Consider the following 18,304-nt stretch of genomic DNA (forward strand, 5'->3'; position numbering starts at 1 on the left):
CCTCTTCAACCGAGCAGGCATGCCGACATGAACACCGCCACACCATCCTTGGTCCTCGTCAGCCACAAGCTGTGCCCCTATGTGCAAAGAGCGGCCATCGTGCTGCTGGAAAAGGGCATCGCGTTCGAGCGGGTGGACATCGACCTGTCCAACAAGCCCGATTGGTTTTTGAAAGTGTCCCCGCTGGGCAAGACGCCGGTGTTGCTGGCCGATGGCGAGCCCATCTTCGAGTCTGCGGTGATTTGCGAGTTTCTGGATGAGACAACCTTGCCCAGGCTGCATCCGCAGGACGCGCGCCAGCGGGCCAGGCACCGTGGCTGGATGGAGTTTGGCTCGGCCATCCTCAACACCATCGCCGCCTTCTACAACGCGCCTGATCAGACGGTGCTGAAGGCCAGCGCGCAAACCTTGCGGGCGCGCTTTGCGCAAATCGAGGCGGTGCTGGGTGAGGGGCCTTATTTCGACGGCGCGCGTTTCAGTGTGGTGGATGCGGTGTTCGGGCCCATCTTTCGCTACTTTGATGTCTTTGAAGCACAGGTGGATCTGGGTGTGTTCGACCACACGCCCAAGGTGCGTGCGTGGCGCCGGGCGCTGGCTTTGCGGCCTTCCGTGCGCGATGCGGCCCGCCCCGACTACGCCGACCTGCTCCGGCGCTTTGTGATCGAGCGGCGATCGGCCTTGTCCACCCATTTCATGCAGGCGGAAAGCTTGTCAGGCCAGCAGGGGTAAATCACCCTTCCCGCATGCGGGCGTGGCACCATCAAAGCATGAGCCAGACCTACGGCATTGAAAAACCCAAAGACCATGTGGAGTGGTCGGGGCGCGCGCCTGTGCGTTATGTGGTCGTCATCGACTCGGGTGGCGCTGCGGTGTCGCGGCTTTTCCTGGCAACGCGTCATCAGGTCGACGAGTACGACGGCGGGGTGCCCGAGGTGGCGCAGATGATCCAGGGCATCCAGCCGGTCAAAGGGGCCACGGGCCCCGAGTGGGATGCGGCCTTGCAAGGGCACAGCACCCAGGAGCGCATGGCCGCCGAGGTCTACACGCTGGAGGTCTGACCTTTACCAAGGCGGGGGCGAGGCCTCGTCCTGCGCGGCATCCGGGCCTGCGCGGTAGCCCGCAAAACGCTCGGCCAGGAAGTCCAGGAAGACGCGCACCTTGGCCGACATGTGATGCCGCTGCGGGTAGACGGCGTGGATGTCGGCCATGTCGCCCGCCCACGGGGCCAGCACACGCTGCAGGCGGCCGCTGCGCAGGTAGCTGGCCACGTCCCATTCCGAACGCAGCACGATGCCGTGGCCGGCCAGGGCCCAGTCCACCGCGATCTCGCCATGGTTGGTGCTCAGTGGGCCACGCACTTTCACCAGCACCTTGTCCGGCCCCTGGACGAGTTGCCAGTTGTTGAACGTGGCGGTGTTTTCGCGGATGACGATGCAGCGGTGTCGGGCCAGGTCCTGCGGGGTGGCCGGCACACCGGCCTCGGCCAGGTAGGCCGGTGAGGCACACAAGAGGCGGCGGTTGCGTGCCATGCGCCGCGCCAGCACCCTTGCATCAGGCGGCGGGCCGAACTGGATGCCCACGTCGATGCCATGCTCGTTCAGGTCCAGCGGGCGATCGGTCAACTCCAGGATCACCTCGACCTCCGGGTAGCGCTGGGCGAATTCGGAGATCAACGGTGCCAGGTGGCGCCGGCCAAAACCGAAGGTGGCGTTGACCTTGAGCAGGCCTTTGGGGGCTTGACGGTCCGCCACCAGCGAGGCTTCGAGCCCCTCCAGATCCCGCAGGATCTGCTCACCCTCCTGCAGGTAACGCTGCCCTTCGGCCGTGAGGCTCAGGCGGCGCGTGGTGCGGTTGAGCAGGCGCAGCCCCAGGCGCTTTTCCAGTGCGGCCAGACGCCGGCTGACATTGGGTGGGGTGATGCCCATTTCCTGGGCCGCTGCCGCCAGGCTGGGCTGGCGGGCCAGGGCCACGAAAAAGGCCAGATCGGCAACGGTGTTCATTCGTGCATTGATCGCAATGATGGAATGCGGTTTGGCTGATTGTGCTTGTGGGTCGCATCAATATGATGCCAGCTCATGCTGCTCGCGTTTCACCTTTTCACTGCTTTGCTGATGGGCGCCGGCCTGGGATTCCTGGGCGGGGTGTTTGGCATCGGCGGGGGCATCGTGGCCGTGCCCATGTTCGTGCTGGGCTTTGGCATGGACCAGCCTTTTGCCCAAGGCACGGCGCTGGTGCTGATGGTGCCCAATTTGCTGGTGGGCTGGTGGCGCTACCAGCAGCGCCATCCCATGCCGTGGCGGGCCATGGCGGCCATTGGCCTGTCGGCCACGCTGACGACCTGGCTGATCGCCCGGGTGGCCACGCGCATGGACCCGCAGGTGCTGCGCTGGCTCTTCAGCGGGGCCATGGGGCTGCTGGCCTTGCGCCTGCTGAGCACGGCGCGGCAAACGGCCCCACCTCCGGAGCGGCGCTTGAGCCTGCGTGTGCTGCCGCTGGTGGGCATGGTGGGCGGCAGCAGCATGGGGCTGCTGGGCATTGGTGGCGGCTTGCTGGCCGGGCCTTTGCTGTCGGGCTGGCTGGGGCAGCGCCAGACCACGGCGCAAGGCCTGTCGCTGGCCCTGGTGGCGCCCAGCTCGGTGGTGGCCTTGGCCACCTATGCGCAGGCGCAGCGCGTGGACTGGACGCTGGGTGTGCCCATGGCCCTGGGCGGCGTGATGACCGTGTCTGCGGGTGTGGCCCTGGCCCACCGCCTGCCCGAGCGGCCCATGCGCACCGCGTTTGCCGTGATGCTGGCCGCGACCGCGCTGTGGTTGATCATCGGCCCCCGCTTGCTGGCCTGAATGGCCGGGCTGGGTGGCCGGGCTGGGCCAGCGCCCGATCAGAACACGCCCAGCACCAGGCCGGTCGCCATGGCCTCGCCCAGAGCCTGGCAGCGTTCCAGCTCATCGGCGTCAATGTGCTTGGGCGCCAGGATGGCTTGCGTCGTCTGCGCATGCGTGCACACGATCAGCGGCTCGGCGATGGGCTTGAGGCGCCAGCCGGTGGCGATGCGCTCGATCTGCCGGGCTGCGTTGTGGCCATCGCTGCCGGCACAGATCAGGCTGGCGTAGGGGCGGCCGTTGATGCGGTCCAGCACGGCGTAGTAGCTGCGGTCAAAAAAGTCCTTGAGCTGCCCGCTGATGGCAGCGAGGTTCTCCGGCGTGGCAAAGAGGAAGCCGTCTGCGGCGAGCACGTCGTCGGCGCCGGCCTGGCTGGCATGCAGCAGCTCGACCGTGATGCCGGATTCGGCCTGGGCGCCGGCACGCGCCGCTTCGGCCATCTGGCGCGTGCCACCCGTCATGGAGTGGTAGACGATCAGCAGGGACTTGGTGGCGTTCATGCGGGCAGCATAGGCCATGACGGGCTGTCTGGCAGGCGCAAACCCCCTTGCGCCGAATGAAGCCGGCCTGTAAAAAGGCCCAAGACGCTGCATGAATACCGGTTCATTTTCACGAACCCCGGCCAGGCATGCGCGGCCCTCGTTGCGCCCGATGCCCGCGCCTCTATGCTTCGGAAGCATCGCTGCCCAGCGTTTGTGCACCCAGTGCCCCACCTGCCATGACCCGCACCGCCAGCATCGACAAGACCCGCCCCCACAAGCTGGCCATGCCAACGGGTGAGGACGCGGCCCAGTCGCCTGTGCTGATCTACCAGTATCTGGACGACGGTGAGTGCGTCGAAGTGCCCAACACCCCTGCCAACCAGACGCCCGGTGTGCTGGCGCAGGAGATGCGGATCTTGCAGACGCAGTTCTTGCAAAGGGCCGAAGAGGCCTTGATCGCCAAGGGCGTGCCCGACTGGCAGCGGCAGTTCGAGCACGACGACGCGAAGCGGCGGGCCCAGGAGATGGCCGATCGCGCCAAGGTCTACGACGAGCTGGAGCAGATGATGTGCTGCGGCTATCACAGCAGTGGCCTGCCCTTGCCGGACCACCAGCACCATGCCCGCACCAGGGCCGCGCTGGCCGAGTACCTGGAGACCAAACCCGAGCGTGATGCCATGCGCGACGCGATCTCCGACCCCGCGTCCTGCAGGGCATGGGAGATCGTCGAGCAGCAGGCTGAGGTCAGCCTGCAATACGCCTACTTCTTCGACACCAGCGACATCCACGACCGCGAACAGTGCCGGCGCATCAGTGCCGTGGAGATCTTCCAGCGGATGAACGCGGGCTGAGCGCCGTTGGGTGCGGTTGGGTGCGGTTGGGTGCGGCGCCAGCCTCACACGGCAGGCCGCCGCAGGCGCTCGCGCCGGGCCTCGCTGCCGATGGCCCCGACCAGCAGGTCAAGCTCCTCGGCCAGGATCTCCAGCGCATCGTCCAGTGTCACCAGGCCGATCAACTCACGCTGGGCGCCCAGCACCGGCACGCGGCGCACGCCCTTGTCACGCATCATGCGCAGCAGGTCGATCAGGGAGTCGTCCTCGTCCATCGTCAGGACGGGCTCGGTCATCACGTCTTCGACATTGAGGGTGCGGGGATCCAGCCCCGGCGCGATGACGGCGGTGACGATGTCGCGGTCGGTGATGAGGCCGGCCACCATGCGTTTGCCCGGCATTTCGTCGACCACGACCAGCGCGCCGACATGCGCCTCTCGCATCAGCCTGGCCGCGGCGACCAGATCGGTGTCGCGAAAGGCAATGGCCACCTCGCGCGTGCAGATTTCACCCACATTCAGACGTTCGCCCATCGCAGCCTCCTGGTGGTGACGCCCGCACTTCGGGCGGCGCCACCATGATCACGTCAAACGAGCTGCGGGTCAATGCCGCTGCTCAGGTGCCGGTTGGGTGGTTTGCGCGTCCTCCACCTCATGCTCCAGGGCATTGGCCCAGGCCTGCATCATGGCGTTGGCGGTGCCCGCGAAAGCGTCCACGATGCCTTTTGGGGTGGGATCCAGTGAGCTCAAGGCCACCCCCGCCGAGTCGGGCGTGATGTGCAGGGCCTGGCCGCTGGGCGGCTTCATGACCTCGGCCAGCCCCGCCTCGACATCCTTGCCCCAGCGCATGCAGGATTCCAGCATGGCGCCAGCGAGTTGCTGCTGTGCCAGGAACTGATCGGCCCAGAACATCATCGCGTCGGCCATCATGACCCCGGCCATGCCCGTGGGGCCGGGCGCGGCGGGCTTGGTTTCCAGCATGTCCCCCGTCTCCTTGACCAGGAAGGCGCCCCAACTCTCCAGCGACCGGAGCGATTGCAGCCAGCCGTTGGCCAGATGAAGCGGGGCGTCTGCCGCCGTGAACACCGGACTGACCGGTTCAGTTTGGATGTGCTCTTTCATGGCTTGGCCCTCCTGCAGCAACATCGATAGCGCCATATTGCGGCGGTTTTCGCGTCACTGCAAGGGATATCAAGCCTGTTACGGATGTGGGCCGGGGCCCGGCTCTGCGGCTTTACTTCAGCAGCCCGGTCGAGCGGCCCACTTGCTCGATCACGGCGAAGTCTTCCACGTTGGCGGGCACGAATTTTTTCGCGCCCTGCAAGTCCAGCACGGCCTTGTCTTCGGGCTTGCTGGCGTCCAGGCTCAGGAAGGCCTGGGCAAATTTCTGCACGGTGGCGGCGGGCAGGTCCTTGCGGGCGGCCCACACGTAGTCCACAAAAGCGGGCGTGGTCCAGATGGCCTTGACCTTGCTCTTGTCGAACTTGTCGCCGGCCACCAGGCGTTGCCAGACTTCGATGTTCAGTGCGCCCGATTGCACCTTGCCCGATTCCACCATCTTGACGGTGGCGTCATGGGCGCCGCTGTAGATGGGGGCGCCGGCGAAGTCCTTGTCGGCGTCGATCTTGAATTGCTTGCTCAGGAAGTAGCGCGGGAAGAGGTGGCCCGATGTCGAGCTCTTGGCGCCAAAAGCGAAGCTCTTGCCGCGCATGTCTTCAGGCTTGTTGATGCCGGAGGCCGTGTTGGCGATGAACACGCTGTGGAACTCGCGGTCGATGTCGCGCATGACCACGGGCTTGGCGCCCGACATCACCTTGGCCTGCACGAAGGTGAAGCCGCCCAGCCAGGCAAAGTCGATCTTGCCTGCGCCCAGCGCGGACACGGCCGCGCCGTAGTCGATCACCGGCACGTAGACGACCTTGACACCCAGGTGCTTTTGCAGGTGCTCGACCAGCGGCTGGTACTTGCGGGCCAGCTCGGTGGGGTTCTCGTCGGGGATGCCGGAGACACGGATGACGTCTTCAGCCTGCACGGCTTGGGCGGCCAGGGCGAGCAGGGGGCTGAGCAAGATGGCGCGGCGGGCCAGGGGGGCGGTGGTCATGAGGGGTGTCCTTGGGTTGGCTGGAAGATGGGGCGAGGGGGCTCAAGCGTAAGGCGCCAGGAGCGGTTTGGAGAAGGGCGCAGACAGGATGCGTGCACGGACTTTATCGCCCAGCGCATCCACCACCGCGACCAGCGTGAGCATGGTCAGCAGCAGCAAGGTGAGGTCGCGCATGTGGAACAGGCTGATGGCCGTGTTCAGCGCGTTGCCGATGCCGCCTGCGCCCACGAAGCCCACCATGGCCGTGGCGCGCACATTGACTTCAAAGCGGTAGAGCGTGAAGGCCGCCAGGCGGGCCTTGACTTGCGGCAGCACGCCAAAGAGGAAGGTGGCCAGTGTGCCGGCGCCTTGGGCTTGCAACACCGCGGGCGGGCCGGCTTCGACTTCTTCGAACACGTCGGCAAACAGGCGCCCCATGACGCCGATGTTGTGCACCGCAATGGCCATGATGCCCGCCAAGGGGCCACCACCGACCCACACGACGAACACGAGGGCGAGCGTCAGTTCGGGGACCACGCGGGTGCCTTGCAAGATGGCGCGGCTGGCCCACTTCAGGGCCTGGCGCCACAGCCTGGACAGGGCCGCGGTGCGCGGTGGGTCGCTCAGGTAGCTGCCGGTCATCAGGTGCGAGGCGGCGAGCGGGGCCAGCACAAAGGCCAGGCCGGCGGAGACGAGGGTGGCAACCCAGGCCATCATCAAGGTCTCGCCGATCTGGGCGGCGACGGCCTGCACGAAGGGGGCGTCCAGCACCAGCTTGTCGAAGGTGAGCAGCGGGGGCGCCTGGCTGCTCAGCAGGTCGGCCCAGGGGATGTCCAGCTGGTGCAGGGCCCAGGCGCTGCCCATGGCCGCCAGGCCCAGTGACCAGCGCGCACGCCGTTGGCGCAGCTGCGCGCTGACCAGCTCCAGCGCCACCACAAAGGCCAGCACGGCCAGCAAGGTGGTGGCCAGCTTGTCGTACTGGAAGTAGCGCAGGCTCAGCCCGATCTCGCTGCCCAGCCCGCCTGCACCGACCACACCCAGGATGGTGCCGATGCGGATGTTGCACTCCAGGCAAAAGAGCGCGTAGCCCGTCCACTGGCGGCTGACCTGGGGCAGCACCGCGTGCAGGAAGATGGCCCAGCGGGAGGCGCCTGCCGCGCGCAAGGCCTGGACGGTGCGGGGCTCGACGGCCTCGGCCAGCTCGGCGTACAGCTTGCCGATGTTGCCCCCCACGGTGAGCCCGATGGCCAGCACGGCCGCACCCGGGCCCAGGCCGATGAGGCGCACGAAGAGGTAGGCCCACACGATCTCGGGGATGGCGCGCAGCACGCTCAGCACCAGGCGTGTCAGCCAGCGCGCAAGGGCCAGGCTGTGGCGCACCCAGGCGGGGGCCCGGCGCGGCGGGTCGGGCAGGTCCGGCACGCGGATGGCGAAGAAGGCCAGGCTGGTGCCCAGCAGCACGGCCATCACGGTGCCCAGGATGCCGATCAGCAGGCTCTCGACGGACAGCTCGAACACGCGGGCCAGGAAGTCGCGCGAGACATCCGGGTGGGCCATGCCGGTGAGGATGTCGCCCGCGTTGCGCAGCCCATCCTGGTCAAACAACTTGGTGGGGTGGGCGCCAGTGAGGGCCAGGCACAGCCAGCCGGACAGACCGATGAGCAGCCACATCGCGTACTGGCGCCAGTGCGCCTGGCGTTCGGCCCGCCAGGCCTGATCAGCGGACCGGTCAGATGCGCTCATGGCTGCCGGCATAGAGTTGCGCCAGCCGGTCTTCGGTGGCCTCAGCCGGTGGGCAATCGAACATCACCTGGCCGCCACGCAGGCCGATCACGCGGGTGCAGTCCTGGCGCACGATGTCGAACCAGTGTGTGCAGAACACCAGGGACATGTCGCGGGCGCGGGCCTGGTCCACGATCAGGCGCGTCACGGCTTTGGCGGTATTGGGGTCCAGCGAGGCGGTGGGCTCGTCGGCCAGCAAGAGGCTGGGGTTGGCGATCAGCGCGCGCGCTATGGCCACACGCTGCATCTGCCCGCCACTGAGCTCGCCGGCCTTGTCCCATTGGTGCATGGCCATGTCCAGGGATTGCAGCAGCGCGGTCACGCGGCTCACCTCGACGGGCATCAACGCCGCTTGCAGCGCCTTGTACCAGGGCCAGGTCGACAACAGGCCCGCCACCACATTGCTGTGCACGCTGGCTTGCGGCACCAGCAGGTTCTGCTGCTCGACGATGCGGCAGGTGGACCGGTAGCGTTGCAACTCGCGCCAGCTCATGCCGGCCAGGGCGTGGCCGTTGACCTCGATGGTGCCGGAGGTGGCGCGCAGGGCGCCGGCGATCAGGCGGATCAGCGTGGACTTGCCCGCGCCACTGGGGCCGATCAGGGCGACGCGTTCACCGGCGCCAAAACGCAGGTTGATGTCCTTGAGCACGGCCTGGCTGCCCCAATGCCGGCTGACGTGCGCAAGCTGCACGGTGGGTGCGGGTTGGGTAGGCATGTCAGACCAGGGTCAGGAGCTGGCGGGCCAGTTGCGCAATGGCGGCCTCGTCCAGCGCGGGCGTGGGCACCGACCGGCGCTCGGCCCATTGGTGAAAGTGCAGGGCCTGCGAGCGTGCGTACAAGGGGTCGTAATGCAGCTCGGTCAATTCGGCAAACAGCGGTGCCAGTTGCGCCTGGCGGGCCCAGTCTTGCCAGCGCGCGATGGTGTCCTTGCCATGCAGGGCGCGCAGCGCATCGAGCCGCTGCGCCAGGGCCTCGCCGTCGTCGCCCAGGTAGGCGTAGTCGCGCAACAAGAAGGCCTGCCGGGCCTCGGCGGGGGCTTCGATCTCGAGGCAGGGGCTGGCACGCATGCGCTCGATCAGCGCCGTGGGCAGCGAGATGCGGCCGATCTTGCGGCTTTCGGCCTCCACGAACACGGGTTGGCTCAGGTCAAAGCCCTCGATCACGGTGGCCAGCTGGGTCTCGAAGGCCTTTTGCGAAGGCTGCTCGACACCGGGGACAGCGCCCAGCAGCGAGCCCTTGTGGCAGGCCAGGCCCTCCAGATCCAGCACCTGCGCGCCTTGCTCGGCCAGGGCATGCAGCACGCGGGTCTTGGCGCTGCCGGTGGCGCCGCTGACCACGTGCAACTGCAACTGCGGGCACAGGGCCTCCAGCACGGCGATCACGTGCTGGCGCCAGCGCTTGTAGCCGCCAGCCAGCTGTTGCGCGTCCCAGCCCACCAGGCGCCACCAGGCCACCATGGAGCCACTGCGCAGCCCGCCGCGCCAGCAGTAGACCAGGGGCTTCCAGTCGTGCGGCATGTTGGCAAAACGGCCTTGCAGGTGTTTGGCCAGGTTGGCTGCGACCATGGCGCCGCCCACCCGGCGGGCCTCGAAGGCGCCTTGCTGCTTGTAGATCGTGCCCACGATGCGCCGCTCGTCGTCGTCCAGCACGGGGCAGTTGATGGCGCCGGGGATGTGGTCGAGCGCAAACTCCGAAGGGGAGCGGGCGTCGATGAGGCAGTCGAACAAATGGCGATCGGCCACCTGGACCGGGCCGCGAGTGCTCATCGGGGCGCCCCCGCTGGCACAATCGCCTTGAACTTCTGTTGACCCATGACTTCCATTGCCCTTACTCAGTTTTCGCATGGCGGCGGCTGCGGATGCAAGATCGCGCCGGGCCTGCTGGCCGAGATTCTGTCACGCGCGCCGCAAGGCCTGGTGCCACCCGAGCTGATGGTGGGGCTGGAGACCAGCGACGACGCGGCGGTTTACCGCCTCAACGACACGCAGGCCCTGGTGGCCACCACCGATTTCTTCACGCCCATCGTGGACGACCCGCGCGACTTTGGCCGCATTGCCGCGACCAATGCGCTGTCCGACATCTACGCCATGGGCGGCACCCCCATCATGGCGCTGGCCCTGGTCGGCATGCCCATTGCCAAGCTGCCGCCCGAGGTGATCGGGCAGATCCTGTCTGGTGGGGCCGAGGTGTGCCGCGAGGCCGGTATCCCCATTGCGGGCGGCCACTCCATCGACCTGCTGGAGCCGATCTACGGCCTGGTGGCGCTGGGCCTGGTGCACCCGGACCGCGTGCACCGCAATGCCGATGGCCAGGCCGGTGACGTGCTGGTGCTGGGCAAACCGCTGGGCGTGGGCATCTTGTCGGCGGCGCTGAAAAAAGGCGTGCTGACCGAGCAGGGTTATGCGCAGATGCTGCGCCACACCACCCAGCTCAACCGCGTGGGCATCGCCCTGGGCGGCCTCAGCGGCGTGCACGCCATGACCGATGTGACGGGTTTTGGCCTGGCGGGGCACCTGCTGGAGATCTGCCGGGGCTCGGGGCTGGATGCCCAGGTGGGCTTGGGCCAGTTGCCCCTGATCGAAGAGGCGGCCGCGTTTGCCCGCGAAGGCATCGTCACCGGGGCCTCGGCGCGCAACTGGGCGGCTTATGGGGCCGAGGTGCGCTGGCCTGCCTAGGCGCCAGCCTGGATGCAGGCGCTGGTGTCCGATCCGCAGACCAGCGGGGGCCTGCTGGTGAGCTGCCAGCTTGATGCGGTCGACGCGGTGCTGGCCGAGTTCCAGTGCGCAGGCTTTGCGCAGGCGGCGGTGATCGGGCAGTTGGCGGCGCCGGCGCCTGGTGCCGCGCCCCAGTTGCAGTTTGACTAAGTCAGGCCCCATTTTTCGGGAGTTGTTGCGTGATCGTTCGTCCCCGCCCCAATTGGCTGCGCATGTTGTTTGTGTGGCGAGGTTCGATCCTGAACAAGATCCTGCCGCAACTGGTCGTCACGGCGCTGGTGTCCGTCATCGTGGTGATCTTCCACGGCGAGTTGCTGCACCACAAGATCACCCTGACCCCGGTGCCGTTCTCGCTGGTGGGCGTGGCCCTGGCGATCTTCCTGGGCTTTCGCAATAACGCCAGTTACGACCGCTACTGGGAGGCACGCAAGCTGTGGGGCAAGCTGCTGACGGACAGCCGCAACGCGGCCCGGCAGTACCGCTCCTTTACCCCGGCTGACCCGCGGCCCTTCGTGATGGGCCTGGCTGCTTTTGTGCACGCGGTGCGGCACCAGTTGCGCAACTCCGATAACCAGCCGGACATGCGCCGCCTCTTGCCTGCCGAGCTCTTGCCGCAATTGGCCGGCCGCCGCTCGCCGCCCTTGCAGATCATGAGCTGGCTGGCGGGCCAGTTGCGCCAGCAGCGCGAGTCAGGCGCCTTGTCGCCAATCCTGGCGGCCGAGCTGGATCGCTCCTTGTCTGGCCTGAACGACGCCTATGGCGGTTGCGAGCGCATTGCCTACACGCCGCTGCCCTTCACCTATTCGGTGATCCTGCACCGCACCGTCTACGTCTACTGCCTGATGCTGCCGTTCGGGCTGCAGGAAGCCATCGGGGTCATGACGCCGCTCATGGTGTGCTTTGTGGCCTACACCTTCTTTGCCATCGAAGCCCTGAGCGACGAGATCGAAGAGCCCTTTGGCACCATGCCCAATGACCTGGCGCTGGACGCCATGGCCATCAACATCGAAGCGGCCTTGCTGGAAATGCTGGGTGACCGCGAGTTGCCGGCGGTGCCGCAGCCAGTGGGCTATCTGTTGAACTGACGGGCACACCAGACGGTCTGGTTCTGGGGTGGTGCCTGGCGGAGTGTCAGGCCTCCAGCAGGTGCGTCAGCCCTTGAATGCCCACGGGCGGCTGGGGCGTCCAGGGCAGCACGAACGTGCGTTGCGCCAGGCCATGGGCGATGCGGGCCATCTGATGGCGCTCGCCGGCCAGCCGGGCCAGCAGGGTGGGGTCTTGCGTGCCGGTGGCCAGGATCGATTTGTTGACCACCCAGGCGTAAGGCTCGATGTGCGCGCGCCGCAGGTCGTCCTGCAAGGCCGCCGCTTGCGACACGGGCGTGGTCTCGGGCAGCGTCACCAGCACGATGCGGGTGTAGGCCGGGTCCTGCAGGCGCATCAAGGGCGTGACGACGTGGGTGGTGCCCTGGCCCTCAAAGGCCCGCACCATCTGGCGGTGGTAGGCGCCGGTGGCGTCCATCAGCAGCAGGGAGTGGCCGGTGGGGGCGGTGTCCAGCACCACGAAGGCACTGCGGGCCGACGCCACCGTTTTCGAGAACGCATGGAAGACGGCGACCTCTTCGGTGCAGGGCGATTGCAGGTCTTCCAGCATCAAGGCCTTTTCCTGCTCGTTGAGCTGGCTGCCCTTGGCGGCCATGATCTTGTCGATGTAGCGCTGGGTCTCGACCTTGGGGTCGATGCGGTCCACGCTCAGGCCGGGCAGTTGCCCATCCAGTGTCATCGCCAGGTGCGCGGCCGGGTCGGTGGTGCTCAGGTGCACGGCCAGGCCGCGGCGCACCAGGCCGATGGCCAGCGCCGCCGCGATCGTGGTCTTGCCCACGCCGCCCTTGCCCATCACCATGATCAGGCCCTTGCCCGCAGCGGCCAGCTCGTCAACGAGCTTGTCCAGGCGTTCGGCCGACAGCGGGGCATCGGCCTGGGGGGCGGGGACAAGGTCGGCAGGGGTGGGCCGGTCAGGCAAGAGCGCACGCAGGGCCGGCAGGCCGACCGTGTCGAATGGGCGCAGGGGCACGCGGTACTGGGGCAGGGCCCGCAAGGCCTCGGGCAGGCCGTCCAGCGCTTGTTGGCCCAGCGCCTCCAGGGCATGGGCCACGCTGTCATCCGGGGCGGTGGCTTTGAACACGCCGTTGACCACCAGCTCCTGCTTGTTCAGACCCAATGCCCGCAGCTCATCGGCGGTGCGAGCGGCCTCGGCCAGCGCGCCGCGGTCGGCCCGCGCCACCAGCACGATGGTGGTGAGCGCCGGGTCACACAAGGCCGCGAGCGCCGCATTGAAGCGCACTTCCTGCATCTTCAGGCCCGAATGCGGGCCCAGGCAGGAGGCGCCGCGGTCATTGCCTTTGAGGAAGCCGCTCCAGGCCTTGGGCAGGCTCAGCAGGCGCAGGGTGTGCCCGGTGGGTGCCGTGTCAAACACGATGTGGTCGTAGCCGGCGGCGTCACCAGCCAGCAGGTTCGAGAACTCGTCGAACGAGGCGATCTCGGTGGTGCAGGCGCCCGACAGCTGCTCGCGCACGGTGGCACGCTCGGCCTCGGTGCTGCTGCCTTCCATCTGCGCGATCACGCGTTGGCGATAGGTCTCGGCCGCCACATCGGGGTCGATGTTGAGCACCGACAGCCCTGGTGCACCCGGCACGGGCGTGGGCGTGTTGCGCAACGCGATGCCCAGCATCTCATCAAGGTTCGATGCCGCGTCGGTGCTGACCAGCAGCACCTTCTTGCCGGCGTCGGCCAGCGTCAGCGCGGTCGCGGTGGACAAGGATGTCTTGCCGACGCCGCCTTTGCCCGTGAAGAACAGGTGCCGGGTCGGATGGTTCAGAAAGCCCGTCGTTTGATCTTGGGTCTGTGGCTTGAGCCAGGCCTGCACGGCTTCATGCGAGGGCAAGCCGCCGCTGTGCACGATCTGGCCACCGATCATGACGGCCGGTGTGGCCTTGACACCCAGGCGCATGATCTCGTCGGGGCTCTCAATTTTGGTGATCTCGATGGCGACACCAGCGGCCTTGGCCACCCGTTCAATCATCTCGATGGTGAGGTGGCATTTGCTGCACCCCAGGCCCAGCACTTGGATGTCCATGACGATGGTCCTTGGTCTGAATATTGACGAACGAGTCAGGGCACCACCACAACAGGCGCAAACCCACCGCCGGGTGTGCGGAAGTTGGTGGTCTGCCCGGCATACATGCGTGCAGCCAGGAGCTGCACCTGTCCCGCATAAGCATAGGCCCGGATGTCGAACTTGAGGTCGGTCTGCACGCCGTCCACCTCGATCAGGCGCTGGCTGGGCGGCACCATGGCCTGCGCCACGAAGCCACCCGCGGTGATGTCCTCCCAGACGCGGCGGGTCAGCTTGTCGCCCCGGTAGACGGCCTTGCCACCGTAGCCCGATTCGGGCTTGAAGAACCACTGGCGGCGTTGCGCCCAGAGTGCCTCGGACCGCTCGGGCGTGACTTGCACGGTGGGCGGCACCACCGCCGCCAGCAGCGCGCGATCGGCCTCGCTCACGCCCCAGGAGTCCAGCAGCGGCGCGTCGCTGAGGGCGACCAGGTTGCGCTTCTCGGCGTGCAAGGCGTGCGCACGCGGGTGCGGGCTCATCACCACGGCCCCGGCTTCATAGGCACTGCGCAATGCGCCGTGCGCCGGCTCGGCCAGGTAGAAGTCGGTGAGCCGGTTGTAGACCATGCTGACCACGCCGCCATCAGCCAGCAGCTGGCCACCGCGCCATTCAAGGGCCTCGGGCGCCACGACGCGGGCATCCAGACCACGCTGCGCCAGCATCTGGCGGCACAACTCGAACTCGGGCGCCAGGTACTGGGCAGCGGGGTCGTCGTCCACGATGGCCACCAGGCCCATGGGCGCGTCACCGCGTTGGCGTCGCCATTCGCTGGCAAACATTTCAAAGAAGGCGTCCTCCAGACCGGCCAGCGTCGGGTCGGGCTGGAAGGCCCAGTTCAGGGCTTCACAGCACGATTGCTGGGCGCGGGCCAGCGCCGCATTGAGCAAGGCGCCGCCGGCATTGGTGTTGACCTCGATGAGCCTGGGCCCTTGCGCACCCAGGTGGAAGTCATAGCCCATGAACATGCCCAGGGGGCCGAAGTCATGCCGGGCGATGGCCGGTGCGCGTTCCAGTGCCTGAGCCTGGTAGGCCGGCTGCGCCATGACGCGCTCCAGGGCGTGCACCGCCAGCCGGATCTGGTCCACCACGGGCTGGGCCAGAAAGACCACGGTGGACGAGAACAGATGCGGGCGTGTGCGCGCGATGTCTTGCGCCATGCCGGACAGGCTGGCATCTGTCTCCAGTTGCCGCTGCAACTTCTCGGCGCTGAGCGTGCGGCAATAACAACCCAGGTTGAGCGCTTCGGCAGTGTCCATGGCAGCAGTGTGATCCTCTGGGGCGGCAGGTCAAGCCTGCCCATCAAGCCTGCCCGTTAAGCAGGTGCGTCAGACCAGGCGGCGGCCTTGCGCGTCAATCACCACTTCACCGTCTTCCTTGGTAAAGGGGCCTTGTTGGGCTTGCGGCAGGATGTCCAGCACGAGCTCGGAAGGGCGGCACAGCCGCGTGCCCATGGGCGTGACCACGATGGGGCGGTTGATCAGGATCGGGTGCGCGACCATGAAGTCCAGCAGCTCGTCGTCCGTCCACTTGGCGTCGTCCAGCTTGAGTTCGTCATAGACCTCACCCTTGCTGCGCAAGACCTCACGCACGGGCAGGCCGCTCGCGGCAATCAACTGGACCAGTTGATCACGCGTGGGCGGGGTCTCCAGGTAGGCGATGACCTGCGGTTCGATGCCCGCATTGCGGATCAGGGCCAGGGTGTTGCGGGAGGTGCCGCACTTCGGGTTGTGATAGATGGTGACGGTGTTCATGGCTTGCATTGTCCTTGCTCGTACCAGCCCTTGCTCTGGTTGACCACACGGACCACCAGCAGCATCACGGGCACCTCGATCAGCACGCCCACCACGGTGGCCAGGGCGGCACCCGATTCAAAGCCGAACAGGCTGATGGCGGCGGCCACGGCCAGCTCGAAGAAGTTGCTGGCGCCGATCAAGGCCGATGGGCAGGCCACTTCATGCGATTCGCCCACGCGGCGGTTGAGCCAGTAAGCCAGCGCCGAGTTGAAGAAGACCTGGATCAGGATGGGCACCGCCAGCATGCCGATCACCAGCGGCTGCTTGATGATTGCTTCACCTTGAAAGGCAAACAGCAGCACCAGGGTGGCCAGCAAGGCCGTGATCGACCACGGGCCGATCCTGGCCAATGCGGCATCAAAGGCCGCCTGGCCGCGCTGGAGCAGCGCCTTGCGCAGCATTTGCGCCAAGGCCACGGGGATCACGATGTACAGCAGCACCGAGGTCACCAGGGTGTCCCAGGGCACGACGATGGACGACAGGCCCAGCAGCAGCGCCACGATGGGCGCAAACGCAAACACCATGATGCTGTCGTTCAAGGCCACCTGCGACAAGGTGAACAGCGGGTTGCCATTGGTCAGGCGGCTCCACACGAACACCATTGCCGTGCACGGCGCCGCAGCCAGCAGGATCAAGCCGGCGATGTAGCTGTCCAGTTGACCCGCAGGCAGGTAAGGCGCGAACAGGTGGCGCACGAAGAGCCAGCCCAGCAGGGCCATCGAGAAGGGTTTGACCGCCCAGTTGACAAACAAGGTGACGCCAATGCCCTTCCAGTGCTGCTTGACCTGGGACAGGCTGGCGAAGTCCACCTTGACCAGCATGGGGATGATCATCACCCAGATCAGCAGGCCCACGGGCAGGTTGACCTTGGCGACTTCCATGTGGCCGATGGCCTGAAAGACGCCGGGCAGCACCTGGCCCAGCGCGATGCCGGCCACGATGCAGAGGAAGACCCACACGGTCAGGTAGCGCTCGAAGACGCTCATGGGCGCAGGCGCTGGTTTGGGTGGTGCCATGGCGGCAACGGTGGTGTTCATCGTCAAGGTCCTCAACTGCGGGCGATGGCGTTCAGCGCATCGGCCAGGGCAGGCTTGTCCATCGTGTCCAGTGGCAAGGCCAGCAACTGCAGCATCTTGTAGCCAATGGCCTGGCGCGTCAGCTCGAACGCCCGGCGCTTGCCCTCATCCCCGCCCTCGGCGTTGGACGGATCAGGGTAGCCCCAGTGCACCTTCACAGGCTGGCCGTGGCCACCGAAAAACACCGGACAGGTTTCGGCCGCGGCGCTGTCGCACACCGTGATGACGATGGACAGCGGTGGTGCGCCATCGGTGCTGAACTCATCCCAGCTCTTGCTGCGGTAGGCAGACGTGTCGATGCCCGCGTTGTTCAGGGCCTCGATGGCGAACGGGTTCAGGCGGCCGCTGGGCGCGCTGCCTGCACTGTGTGCCTTGACGTCTTTGCCCAGCTTGGCGGCCAGGTGGTTGAGCATGCCTTCAGACAGCACGCTGCGGGCAGAGTTATGGGTACACAGGATGAGGACGTGCGTGGTCATGCGAGGGCTCAGCAGCAACTGGATGGTGAGGATTTGACGGGGATGCCGATGGGCTTGCCGCTGATCTTGGGCGAGCAGCAAGCGCTCGCCTGTGCGGGCTCCTGGCTCGCGGGCGTGCTGTCCACGGTGGCCGTGCCCGTTGGCGCCTCTTCACGGAACACCGGGATGGTGCCCAGCGTCTGGAAGTGCTCCCAGGGCAGGCCTTGCGGGTCGATCACCCAGTGCTTGTCGCTGCGTGCATAGCAGCAGGTGGTGGCGCCTTCGTCGATCAGCGACAGGTCCGCCGCCTGGGCCTGGGTCTTCATGGCCAGAAGGTCGGCATCGTTGTCGACCTGGATGCCCAGGTGGTCCACGCCGGTGTGGCCGTGGCCGCGTGTGGAGATCGCAAAGTTGACGGCCGGCTCATCCAGCATCCACTTTGCGTAGTCGGATTCGACACGGGCAGGGGCCGCGCCGAACATCTTGGAATAGAAGTCGATGTTGCGGGCCAGGTCATCGACATGCACGTGGACGTGAAAGCGCTTCATGGGGATCTCCTTCAGCAGGTGGTGCAGCCACGCGCCGTGTTGGCGGTGGTGGTGGCGGGTGAGCACGCCTGCCCCTGGCAGCAGTGCTCGGTGAGGTAGTGCAGCAAGCCGTTCATGTGCTCGAACGAGGCGCGGTAGATCAGGTGGCGCCCGTCGCGCTCCTGCGAGACCAGGCCGGCGTGCATCAGCTCCTTGAGGTGGAAAGACAGCGAGGTGGCGGGCACCTCCAGCTGCTCTGACAGGGCGCTGGGCGTGAGGCCGTCGAACCCGGCCACGACCAGCGCGCGGAACACCCGCAGGCGCACGGCTTGGGCCAGGGCGGCCAGGGACTTGATGACGTCTTGCTCTTCCATATTTCAATGATAGTTGAAATGTTGAGGAGGTCAAGCCCTTTCGGATGTCCATGTCGGGCCGGCAGCATGCGTCGCGTCAGTCTGGCGCGGCGAGATCCGCTGCCCTGAATATGAATTTGGGTATTTCGGTCAAACCCGA

General features: G+C 66.8%; 20 protein-coding genes and 1 pseudogene. 6 read left to right on the plus strand and 15 right to left on the minus strand.

Going from position 1 to position 18,304, the window contains the following annotated elements; translation table 11 throughout:
• Positions 1–27 precede the first annotated feature (27 nt).
• Together HY019_RS08640 and HY019_RS08645 are read left to right on the plus strand one after the other, a co-directional pair.
• Positions 28–729: a glutathione S-transferase family protein gene (locus HY019_RS08640; protein ID WP_290690476.1), complete on the plus strand. Its 702-nt coding sequence runs from the start codon at positions 28–30 to the stop codon at positions 727–729.
• Between the two features lie 38 nt (positions 730–767).
• Positions 768–1,058 (plus strand): hypothetical protein, encoded by a 291-nt coding sequence (locus HY019_RS08645; RefSeq protein WP_290690479.1) that lies wholly within the window; start codon positions 768–770, stop codon positions 1,056–1,058.
• Positions 1,059–1,061: 3 nt separating this feature from the next.
• On the opposite strand, the gene HY019_RS08650 is transcribed toward HY019_RS08645, so the two are convergent.
• The gene (locus HY019_RS08650; RefSeq protein WP_290690490.1) at positions 1,062–2,000 is read right to left on the minus strand and encodes a LysR family transcriptional regulator; all 939 of its coding nucleotides are present in this window, start codon (positions 1,998–2,000) and stop codon (positions 1,062–1,064) included.
• A gap of 75 nt (positions 2,001–2,075) precedes the next feature.
• Between HY019_RS08650 and HY019_RS08655 the strand changes: the two genes are divergently transcribed.
• The gene (locus tag HY019_RS08655) at positions 2,076–2,840 is read left to right on the plus strand and encodes a sulfite exporter TauE/SafE family protein (protein WP_290690494.1); all 765 of its coding nucleotides are present in this window, start codon (positions 2,076–2,078) and stop codon (positions 2,838–2,840) included.
• 38 nt (positions 2,841–2,878) lie between these two features.
• Here the strand turns inward: HY019_RS08655 and HY019_RS08660 are convergent, their stop codons facing one another.
• A complete protein-coding gene (locus tag HY019_RS08660; RefSeq protein ID WP_290691451.1) occupies positions 2,879–3,379 on the minus strand; it encodes an NAD(P)H-dependent oxidoreductase in 501 nt (166 codons plus the stop codon).
• A 218-nt stretch (positions 3,380–3,597) separates the two neighbouring features.
• On the opposite strand from HY019_RS08660, the gene HY019_RS08665 reads away from it, so the two are divergent.
• The gene (locus HY019_RS08665; RefSeq protein WP_290690499.1) at positions 3,598–4,212 is read left to right on the plus strand and encodes a hypothetical protein; all 615 of its coding nucleotides are present in this window, start codon (positions 3,598–3,600) and stop codon (positions 4,210–4,212) included.
• A gap of 44 nt (positions 4,213–4,256) precedes the next feature.
• Here HY019_RS08665 and HY019_RS08670 read toward each other — a convergent pair whose 3' ends face one another.
• The 6 genes from HY019_RS08670 to mnmH form a co-directional block, all read right to left on the minus strand.
• Positions 4,257–4,724: a CBS domain-containing protein gene (locus tag HY019_RS08670; RefSeq protein WP_290690508.1), complete on the minus strand. Its 468-nt coding sequence runs from the start codon at positions 4,722–4,724 to the stop codon at positions 4,257–4,259.
• 69 nt (positions 4,725–4,793) lie between these two features.
• Positions 4,794–5,312: a hypothetical protein gene (locus HY019_RS08675; RefSeq protein ID WP_290690519.1), complete on the minus strand. Its 519-nt coding sequence runs from the start codon at positions 5,310–5,312 to the stop codon at positions 4,794–4,796.
• A gap of 112 nt (positions 5,313–5,424) precedes the next feature.
• Complete coding sequence (locus HY019_RS08680) at positions 5,425–6,291, minus strand: putative selenate ABC transporter substrate-binding protein (RefSeq protein WP_290690521.1); 867 nt, start codon at positions 6,289–6,291, stop codon at positions 5,425–5,427.
• A gap of 42 nt (positions 6,292–6,333) precedes the next feature.
• Positions 6,334–8,013, minus strand: a complete 1,680-nt coding sequence (locus HY019_RS08685) for an ABC transporter permease subunit (protein ID WP_290690527.1) — start codon at positions 8,011–8,013, stop codon at positions 6,334–6,336.
• Positions 8,000–8,767, minus strand: a complete 768-nt coding sequence (locus HY019_RS08690) for an ATP-binding cassette domain-containing protein (protein WP_290690539.1) — start codon at positions 8,765–8,767, stop codon at positions 8,000–8,002. The genes HY019_RS08685 and HY019_RS08690 overlap by 14 nt, the downstream gene beginning before the upstream one ends.
• 1 nt (position 8,768) lies before the next feature.
• Entirely contained in the window at positions 8,769–9,818 is a 1,050-nt protein-coding gene (gene mnmH, locus HY019_RS08695; RefSeq protein ID WP_290690546.1) for a tRNA 2-selenouridine(34) synthase MnmH, read from the minus strand.
• Positions 9,819–9,863: 45 nt separating this feature from the next.
• Here mnmH and selD point away from each other — a divergent pair.
• Positions 9,864–10,916 (plus strand): annotated as a pseudogene (gene selD / locus HY019_RS08700) (selenide, water dikinase SelD).
• A gap of 29 nt (positions 10,917–10,945) precedes the next feature.
• Positions 10,946–11,851 carry a bestrophin family ion channel gene (locus HY019_RS08705; protein ID WP_290690559.1) on the plus strand — a complete coding sequence of 302 codons (906 nt, stop codon included), beginning with the start codon at positions 10,946–10,948 and terminating at the stop codon, positions 11,849–11,851.
• Positions 11,852–11,897: 46 nt separating this feature from the next.
• Here the strand turns inward: HY019_RS08705 and arsA are convergent, their stop codons facing one another.
• The 7 genes from arsA to HY019_RS08740 form a co-directional block, all read right to left on the minus strand.
• Positions 11,898–13,901, minus strand: a complete 2,004-nt coding sequence (gene arsA / locus HY019_RS08710) for an arsenical pump-driving ATPase (protein WP_290690561.1) — start codon at positions 13,899–13,901, stop codon at positions 11,898–11,900.
• Positions 13,902–13,936: 35 nt separating this feature from the next.
• Positions 13,937–15,196 (minus strand): hypothetical protein, encoded by a 1,260-nt coding sequence (locus tag HY019_RS08715; RefSeq protein ID WP_290690564.1) that lies wholly within the window; start codon positions 15,194–15,196, stop codon positions 13,937–13,939.
• 69 nt (positions 15,197–15,265) lie between these two features.
• A complete protein-coding gene (gene arsC / locus HY019_RS08720) occupies positions 15,266–15,691 on the minus strand; it encodes an arsenate reductase (glutaredoxin) (RefSeq protein ID WP_290690567.1) in 426 nt (141 codons plus the stop codon).
• Positions 15,688–16,770, minus strand: a complete 1,083-nt coding sequence (arsB, locus tag HY019_RS08725; RefSeq protein WP_290690570.1) for an ACR3 family arsenite efflux transporter — start codon at positions 16,768–16,770, stop codon at positions 15,688–15,690. The genes arsC and arsB overlap by 4 nt, the downstream gene beginning before the upstream one ends.
• 11 nt (positions 16,771–16,781) lie before the next feature.
• Positions 16,782–17,285 (minus strand): arsenate reductase ArsC, encoded by a 504-nt coding sequence (locus HY019_RS08730; RefSeq protein WP_290690573.1) that lies wholly within the window; start codon positions 17,283–17,285, stop codon positions 16,782–16,784.
• Positions 17,286–17,293: 8 nt separating this feature from the next.
• A complete protein-coding gene (locus HY019_RS08735) occupies positions 17,294–17,812 on the minus strand; it encodes an ArsI/CadI family heavy metal resistance metalloenzyme (RefSeq protein ID WP_290690575.1) in 519 nt (172 codons plus the stop codon).
• A gap of 11 nt (positions 17,813–17,823) precedes the next feature.
• Complete coding sequence (locus HY019_RS08740; RefSeq protein ID WP_290690579.1) at positions 17,824–18,165, minus strand: metalloregulator ArsR/SmtB family transcription factor; 342 nt, start codon at positions 18,163–18,165, stop codon at positions 17,824–17,826.
• Positions 18,166–18,304: the final 139 nt, after the last annotated feature.

Source organism: Aquabacterium sp. (genome assembly GCF_016195855.1).
GTDB lineage: Bacteria > Pseudomonadota > Gammaproteobacteria > Burkholderiales > Burkholderiaceae_C > Aquabacterium.